We start from the raw sequence: 8,114 nt of genomic DNA on the forward strand, positions 1-8,114 counted from the left end.
TGACCCGCTTGCCGCCCTCGGCGCACTCGGCGACGATCTCGTACGTCCCCGGCTGCGCGCTCTCCGGGACCCGGAACTGGCCGATGGCGTCGCCCTCGTGCGCGCTGGGCGCCAGCGTGAACGGGCCCGCGCCCACCGCGCTGGCGTCACCGGCCGCCGAGGCCTTGTCGCCGCAGGCCTTGGTGTTCACGCTGACCTGCCCGCCGGGCACCACCGAGGACGGGTACACCTCCAGGGTGCCGCCGCCGCCCGCGGCGTACGCGGGCGCCGTGTTCACGGTGAGCGCGCCCACGGCGGCGACGGCGAGCGCTGCCCCGGCCATGGCCCCGCTCATCGGGCGGGCGGTACGTCGCATCGGTGCTCCCTAGAGCTCGGTCCGTGGGATCACGGCCCGCGGCACCCGCTTGTGCCGCCGTCGGCCGTTCCCCTGCCCTTCCGAGGTAAGTGGCACATGGGCGCGCCCGCTTCCTGAGCGGTCGTCAGGGATTGGGGTGAACGGGTGTCGAAAACCCCGGCCCGGCCGCCTCACGCACGGCGTTTGGGCAGGTCACGGCACTTCTGCTGACGGGCCGTCGAAAACACCCGAAGGGCGCACGGCGCAGGGATGAACGGGTGACGGGCCGCCGGGCGCACCTCCGGCGGGCGAGGTGAGGGGCCGTGGGCCCCGGGTACCCGGACACGGAGAGGCCGGCGCCCCGGGGCGGGGCGCCGGCCTCCGGCCGGTCTGCGGCGGGGTCAGTTCACGTTGACCGCGCTCCAGGCCGCGGCCACCGCGTTGTACTCCGTGCTGCCCGCGCCGTAGAGGTCCTTGGCGGCGTTCAGGGTCGCGGTGCGGGCGCCCGCGTAGTTCGTCGAGGACGTCATGTAGACGGTCAGCGCCCGGTACCAGATCTTGCCGAGCTTGTCCCGGCCGATGCCGGTGACCGTGGAGCCGTTGTACGTGGGCGAGTCGTAGCTGACGCCGTTGATGGTCTTCGGGCCGCTGCCCTCGGCCAGCAGGTAGGCGAAGTGGTTGGCGACGCCGGAGGAGTAGTGGACGTCGAGGTTGCCGACCGAGCTGCTCCAGTAGTCGGCCGAACTGCCGTCCTTGGAGGGCTTGTCCATGAAGCGCAGGGCGGGCTTGCCGAAGCCGGAGCGGACGATCTCCTCGCCGATCAGGTAGTCGCCGGGGTCGGAGGAGTTGTTCGCGTACCACTCCACCAGCGTGCCGAGGATGTCGGAGGTGGCCTCGTTGAGGCCGCCGGACTCGCCCGAGTAGGTCAGCGCCGCCGTCTTCGAGGTGACGCCGTGCGTCATCTCGTGCCCGGCCACGTCCAGGGCCACCAGCGGTCCGAACGTCGTCCCGTCACCGTCGCCGTACGTCATGCAGAAGCAACTGTCGTCCCAGAAGGCATTGTTGTACTTGCTGCCGTAGTGGACGCGGTTGTACGAGCCCTTGCCGTCGCCGCCGATGCCGTTGCGGCCGTGGACGTATCTGTAGTAGTCCCAGGTCTCGTTGGTGCCGTACTGGGCGTCGACCGCCGCCGAGGAGCGGTCCGCCGTCGTGCCGGTGCCCCAGTGGTTGTCGGCGTCGGTGAAGAGGGTGGCGGGCGCCCGCTGGAAGCAGATGCCGAAGAAGCAGAGGTCGGTCTTGTTCGCGGCGTCGCCCGTGTAGGTGTTGCCGCGGGTGGGGTCCTTGAGCTGGTACGTGGACCCGGACTGGGTGGTCTCCAGCGCGACGGTGCCGCTGTAGAGCGACTTGCCGTCGCCGGTTGCCGTCTCGATGCTGTCCCAGGCGTCGATCTGCGCGCCGGTGCGGGCGTCGGTGAGCACCGTGCGGGCGACGGGGTTGCCCAGCGAGTCCAGGCCCACCGCGTTGGTGCGCCAGGCCAGGCGGGGGGCGCCGTGCAGGGCGTCCACGACCAACTGGGGTTTGGCCTTGACCTGTCGCAGACGGTCGCCGAGGTTGGCCGCGCGCAGCGCGTTCACCGCGAGGCCGGCGGCCTTGGGGGCGGACACCTGGGGTGTGGTGCTCGGCAGCGAGACGGCGCCCTTCGAGGCCCGGTCGGCCCCCCGGTAGGCGCCGGCGGGGGCGAGGTGGACCACGAAGTCGCCGCCCAGTACGGGCAGTCGGTGGTAGGTGCGGTCGTAGCGGACGTGCTGGGTGCCGTCCTTGTCGACTATCACGTCCCGGACGGATGTCTGCTCGGCGGAGGTGAGTCCCAGGGCCGCCGCGTGGTCCACGAGGGCCGTGGCCGCGTTCTCGATCGCGGTGGCCCTGGTGGGTCTGCCCTCCGCGTGCGCGGCGGGGGAGAGTGCGGCGGCCAGCAGGGTGGCGGTGGTGGCGGCCACGCCGGCCGTGGCCAGGCGGGAACCTCGGATGTGCCGTGTCCGACTCATCGGTCTCCTTGAGCGCGGGCGCCCTCGGGCGCGTGGGGGTTGCGCTGTCGTCCTGAGATTTAAGAGGGCATGACATGTCATGTCCATAGCGCCCGCGTGCCGATGTGACGGGGGTGAAGGGGGGTGTGTGAGGGGGAAGAATCGTTTCTGTAATGCCCACCGGGGCGGCCGGGGTCATGGACGCGCGGCCGGTGTCCGCGTCAGGGCCGCACGACCTCCAGCCGCACCGCGCACACCTTGAACTCGGGCATGCGGGAGGTGGGGTCCAGGGCCGGGTTGGTCAGGGTGTTGGCGCGGCCCTCGCCGGGCCAGTGGAAGGGCATGAAGACCGTGTCGGGGCGGATGGCGGTGGTGATCCGCGCGGGGGCCACCGCGCGGCCGCGGCGCGACACCACGGCGAGCGGGTCGCCCTCCGCCGCGCCGAGGCGGGCCGCGAGCCGGGGGTGCAGCTCCACGAACGGGCCGGGGGCGGCCGTGTTCAGTTCGTCCACGCGCCGGGTCTGGGCGCCCGACTGGTACTGCGCCACCACGCGGCCGGTGGTCAGCAGCACCGGGTACTCCTCGTCCGGCTCCTCGGCCGCCGCCCGGTACGACACGGGCGCGAACCGGGCCCGGCCGTCCCCGGTGGCGAACCGGTCGAGGAACAGGCGGGGGGTGCCGGGGTGACCGTCGGTGTCTGTGCCTGTGCTGGTGCTGGTGCTGGTGTCGGCGTCGGCGTCGGTGCGGGTGCCCGTCCCGGTGACGGTGGCGGTGTCGCTCTCGGTGGGGCCGGCGGGGCCGTTCTCGGACGGGCAGGGCCAGAAGACGCCGTGCTGTTCGGCCAGGCGGCGGTAGGTGATGCCGGAGTAGTCGGCCGGGGCGCCCGCCGTGGCGCGGCGCAGTTCGTCGAAGACCTCCTCCGGGTCGGTGGGGAAGCCCTTCTCCACGCCCAGCCGGGCGGCGAGTTCGTGCAGGACCTCCAGGTCGGTGCGGACCCCAGGCGGCGGGGCCAGCGCGCGTCGCCGCAGCAGCACCCTGCCCTCGAGGCTGGTCGTGGTGCCGGTCTCCTCGGCCCACTGCGCGACCGGCAGGACCACGTCCGCGAGCGCCGCCGTCTCCGACAGGACCACGTCGGACACGGCCAGGAAGTCCAGTGAGCGCAGCCGCTCCTCGACGTGCGCGGCGCGCGGCGCGGACACCACCGGGTTGGAACCCATGAGCAGCAGGGCGCGGACGTCCGTGCCGAGCGCGTCCAGAAGCTCGTAGGCGCTGCGGCCGGGCCCCGGCAGGCTGTCCGGGTCCACGTCCCACACCTCGGCCACGTGCCGCCGCGCCTCAGGGTCGGTCAGCTTGCGGTAACCGGGCAACTGGTCGGCCTTCTGGCCGTGCTCGCGCCCGCCCTGCCCGTTGCCCTGACCGGTCAGGCAGCCGTACCCGGACAGCGGGCGGCCCGCGCGGCCGGTCGCCAGGCAGAGGTTGATCCACGCGCCCACCGTGTCGGTGCCCTTGGACTGCTGCTCGGGCCCGCGCGCGGTGAGCACCATCGCCGACTCCGGCTCGCAGAACATCCTTACCGCCTGGCGCAGTTGGGGAACGGACACCCCCGTGATCCGCTCCACGTACTCCGGCCAGTGCGCCATCGCCGCAGCCCGCGCCTCCTCCCAGCCGGTGGTGCGCCGCCGTATGTAGTCCTCGTCCGTGCGGCCCTCGGCGACGACCAGGTGCAACAGGCCCAGGGCGAGCGCGAGATCGGTGCCGGGGCGGGGCGCGAGGTGCAGGTCGGCCTGCTCGGCGGTCTTCGTCCGGCGCGGGTCGACGACGATCAGCGTGCCACCGTTCTCCCGCAGTTCGGTGAAGTACCGCAGCGACGGCGGCATCGTCTCCGCCGGGTTGGCGCCGACCAGGATCACGCAGCCCGTCCTCGGCACGTCCTCCAGCGGGAACGGCAGACCGCGGTCCAGGCCGAACGCCGCGTTGCCGGCCGCGGCCGCCGAGGACATGCAGAAGCGGCCGTTGTAGTCGATCTGCGAGGTGCCGAGCACGATGCGCGCGAACTTCCCGAGCGCGTACGCCTTCTCGTTCGTCAGCCCGCCCCCGCCGAACACCCCGCACGCGTCCGGGCCGTGCGCCACGCGCGCGCGTGCCAGGCCCTCGGCGATCCGGTCCAGGGCCTCCCCCCAGCCGGCCGGCCGGAGGGCGCCGTCCCGCGAGCGCACCAGCGGGGAGGTCAGCCGCACCCGCGAGGACAGCACCGCCGGCGCCGTACGGCCCTTGCCGCACAGCGCGCCCCGGTTCACCGGGAAGTCCGCGCGCTCGGTCACCTCCACGCCGCCGTCGGGGGCCGGCGTGAGGTTCATGCCGCACTGCAGGGCGCAGTACGGGCAGTGCGTGGGCGTCGCGGAGGTTTCCATGCCGCTCAGCGTGCGTCGGCCGTGTTACGCCGCCGGGCGGCCTCCTGTTACGCCGCCGGGACGGGGACCTCCCCGCCCGCTCCGGTCCGGGGTGAGGTCCCGCGTCATCCGGTTCCCGTCCCGGCCGCGGCCCCGGCGAGTGCCCGGGCCACGCCCGGCTCCTTCGGCCCCAGGAACCTGGGGTCCGGGCGGAACACCGCGTCGAGCACCGCCTTGCCGGCCGCGAACATCTCGCGGGTGCCGCCGTAGTACCAGGTGGCGTTGTGCCCCTCCTCGACGCCCACGCCGTAGGAGTCGATGCCCGCCGCCTCGCACAGCGCGACCGCCCGGCGGATGTGGAAGCCCTGGCTGACGAGCACCGCGCGGTCCACGCCGAAGATCTTCTTCGCGCGCACGCAGGAGTCCCAGGTGTCGAAGCCGGCGTAGTCGGTGACGATCCGGGCGGCGGGGACGCCGTGCCGGACCAGGTACGCGCGCATGGCGTCCGGTTCGTCGTAGTCCTCGCGGCTGTTGTCGCCGGTCACCAGGACCACCTTGATGCGGCCCTCCCGGTACAGCCGCGCCGCCGCGTCCAGCCGGTGGGCGAGGTACGGCGACGGCTCGCCGTCCCACAGCCCGGCGCCGAAGACGACGGCGACCTCGGTGCGCGGGGCGTCGGCCGCGGTGCGCAGCCGGTCGCCGGCGGCCACGTACAGCCAGGTCGCCGGCAGCAGCGCCAGCACGCACACGGCCATCACGGCCTGCGTCAGCCGCCGCCGCCCGGCACGCGTGCGCGGCAGGCGCGGCCGCCGCGTGCGCGGCCGTGCCTCCCGCGCGGGCTGTCGTTTCCGCATCCGACGGTCCCTCCCCACGGCCCGGCGCTCTGCGTGCTCCCACGGGCCTCGATCAGCAAGGACGCGGCGCGCGGCCGCCCGGTTCACGCCGCTCCCGCGCGAATCGCTCGGACAGGGGTGCCTCACCGCATCCCCGCGCCCGCCGTGAAGGCGCGGAAAACACCCGTCACCGTCACGCAACGGGCGCGCAACCTGGGCCGGGGAGGATCCGTGCATGACGCTCGACAGTACGGCGCACATCATGAGCAGCATCGGTGCCGAGCTCGCCGGCCGGCTCCGGCTCGTCACGCCCGACGGCAGGCGCAGGCAGGCCCCGTGCGCGCCGCCCGCCCTCGTCCTCGTGGCCCACGGCAGCCGCGACCCGCGCGCGCTGCGCACCGTTCGGGCCCTGATGGACCGGGTGCGCGAGACGCGGCCCGCCCTGTCCGTGCACCTCGGGCACATCGAGATCGACGAGCCGCCGCTGCCCGACACCCTGGCCGCCCTGGGCGGGAGCGAGGCGGTCCTGGTGCCGCTGCTGCTCAGCCCCGGGCACCACGTCAAGCGGGACATCCCCGAGATGGCGGCCGCGTCACCGGCACGCGCGCGTGTGGCCGCGCCGCTCGCCCCTCATCCGCTGCTCGTGGAGACCCTGTACGACCGGCTGACCGAGGCCGGCTGGCCCGCGGGGACCGACGCGGCCACGCGCCGCGCGAGCGCCGTGGTGCTGGCCGCCGCCGGGTCGCGCGACCCCGACTCGGCGGCCGGCACCCGCCGCACCGCGCGGCTGCTCGCCGACCGCCTCGGCGTGCCGGTCGTCCCGGCCTACGCCTCCGCCGCCGCGCCCACCGTCCCGGCGGCCCTGCGGGCCCTGGCCGAGCGGGGCCGCCACCGCGTCGCCGTCGCCTCCTGCTTCACCGCCCCCGGCCGCTTCGCCACCCAGTGCGCCGAGGCCGCCCCCTGGATCGCCTCCGCCCCGCTCGGCGACCACCCGTCCATGGCCCGACTCGTCCTGCACCGCTACGACGAGACCCTCGCCGCCCCCGGCACGATCACGGAACCCGCCCTCGCCTCGGCGTGACCCCGCGGGCCGGGCAGACGGACGGCGCGCTCCGGGCCGGAGAACGGGCAGCGCCTCCCGAGGCGGGGACCAGCAGGCGATCCCGAGCCGGGAACCAGCAGGCGATCCCGAGCCGGCAAGCAGACGGCGCCCCCGAGCCCGGGGAAACGGAAGGCCCCCGGCCCGGCAAGCGGACAACGACCCCAGGCGGGAAACGGACCGTAACCCCCCGATTGTCGGTGGCTGCGCTTAGTGTCGAGGCATGGAAGGGATCGCGTCCGGGGCCGCAGTGCCGTATGAGAATCACGTCCCGCCCGCGGGGTACGACCCGGCGGGTGTGGAGCGGTGGGCCGCCGAGCCGGACAAGCGGCCGGGGCGCACCGCGTTCCAGCGCGACCGCGCGCGGGTGCTGCACTCGGCCGCCCTGCGGCGGCTCGCCGGCAAGACGCAGGTGGTCACCCCGGGCACCCGCAGCCAGGCCTGGGACGCCAGTCCCCGCACCCGGCTCACCCACTCGCTGGAGTGCGCCCAGGTGGGCCGCGAGCTCGGCGCCGCCCTGGGCTGCGACCCCGACCTGGTGGAGGCGGCCTGCCTCTCCCACGACCTGGGCCACCCGCCCTTCGGCCACAACGGCGAGCAGGCGCTGAACGAGTTCGCGGCCGACTGCGGAGGCTTCGAGGGCAACGCCCAGTCCCTGCGGCTGCTCACCCGCATCGAGCCCAAGCGGTTCGTCACCGACCCCGCCTCCGGCGAGCTCGTCAGCGTGGGCCTCAACCTCACCCGCGCCGCACTGGACGCCGCGACCAAGTACCCCTGGCCGCGCGGTGCCCATCCCACCGACCCGGCCTCGCCGAAGTTCGGGGTCTACGAGGACGACCGGCCGGTGTTCGACTGGGTCCGCAAGGACGCGCCGGGCACCCGCGCGTGCTTCGAGGCCCAGGTCATGGACTGGTCCGACGACGTGGCGTACTCGGTGCACGACGTGGAGGACGGCCTGCACGCGGGCCACATCGACCCGGCCTGCCTGCAGGCCGAGCCAGAGCGGCAGGCCGTCTTCGAGGTCGCCGTCGGACGGTACGTCCCGGCCGGCACCGACCCCGCGGAGCTGGCCGAGGCCCTCGACCGCCTCCTGGAGCAGGAGTGGTGGCCGCACGGGTACGACGGCTCGGCCGTCGCCCAGGCCCGCCTGAAGGACGCCACCAGCCAGCTCATCGGCCGCTTCTGCCTGGCCGCCGAGGGCGCCACCCGGCAGACGTACGGCTCCGGCCGCCTCACCCGCTACGGCGCCGAGCTCGTCGTCCCCAGAAGCACCCGAATGGAGTGCGCCGTCCTCAAGGCCGTCGCCGACCGGTACGTCATGCAGCGCGCCGAGCAGGAGCGGCTGCGCGCCGACCAGCGGATCGTGGTCGCCGAACTCGCCGAGGCGCTCACCGCGCGGGCCCCCGTCGGCCTCGACCCGCAGTTCCGCGCGCT

5 protein-coding genes and 1 pseudogene are annotated in these 8,114 nt (G+C 74.6%); 2 read left to right on the forward strand and 4 right to left on the reverse strand.

What is annotated here, in order from left to right; genetic code table 11:
* The 4 genes and pseudogenes from IE249_RS35710 to IE249_RS00560 form a co-directional block, all read right to left on the reverse strand.
* Nucleotides 1-355: pseudogene (locus IE249_RS35710) on the reverse strand (hypothetical protein); the annotation flags it as partial.
* Between the two features lie 380 nt (nt 356-735).
* Complete coding sequence (locus IE249_RS00550) at nt 736-2,379, reverse strand: M4 family metallopeptidase (protein ID WP_189702772.1); 1,644 nt, start codon at nt 2,377-2,379, stop codon at nt 736-738.
* A 200-nt stretch (nt 2,380-2,579) separates the two neighbouring features.
* Nucleotides 2,580-4,769 (reverse strand): molybdopterin oxidoreductase family protein, encoded by a 2,190-nt coding sequence (locus IE249_RS00555; protein WP_189702773.1) that lies wholly within the window; start codon nt 4,767-4,769, stop codon nt 2,580-2,582.
* Nucleotides 4,770-4,873: 104 nt separating this feature from the next.
* Nucleotides 4,874-5,602 (reverse strand): SanA/YdcF family protein, encoded by a 729-nt coding sequence (locus IE249_RS00560; RefSeq protein ID WP_189702774.1) that lies wholly within the window; start codon nt 5,600-5,602, stop codon nt 4,874-4,876.
* 214 nt (nt 5,603-5,816) lie between these two features.
* On the opposite strand from IE249_RS00560, the gene IE249_RS00565 reads away from it, so the two are divergent.
* Nucleotides 5,817-6,662, forward strand: coding sequence for a sirohydrochlorin chelatase (locus IE249_RS00565; RefSeq protein ID WP_229857134.1), 846 nt, complete (start codon nt 5,817-5,819; stop codon nt 6,660-6,662).
* A 241-nt stretch (nt 6,663-6,903) separates the two neighbouring features.
* Nucleotides 6,904-8,114: deoxyguanosinetriphosphate triphosphohydrolase (locus IE249_RS00570; protein ID WP_229857135.1), on the forward strand; the 1,211-nt coding region annotated here is incomplete at its 3' end.

This window comes from Streptomyces anandii JCM 4720 (assembly GCF_014650655.1).
Classification (GTDB): Bacteria; Actinomycetota; Actinomycetes; order Streptomycetales; family Streptomycetaceae; genus Streptomyces; species Streptomyces anandii.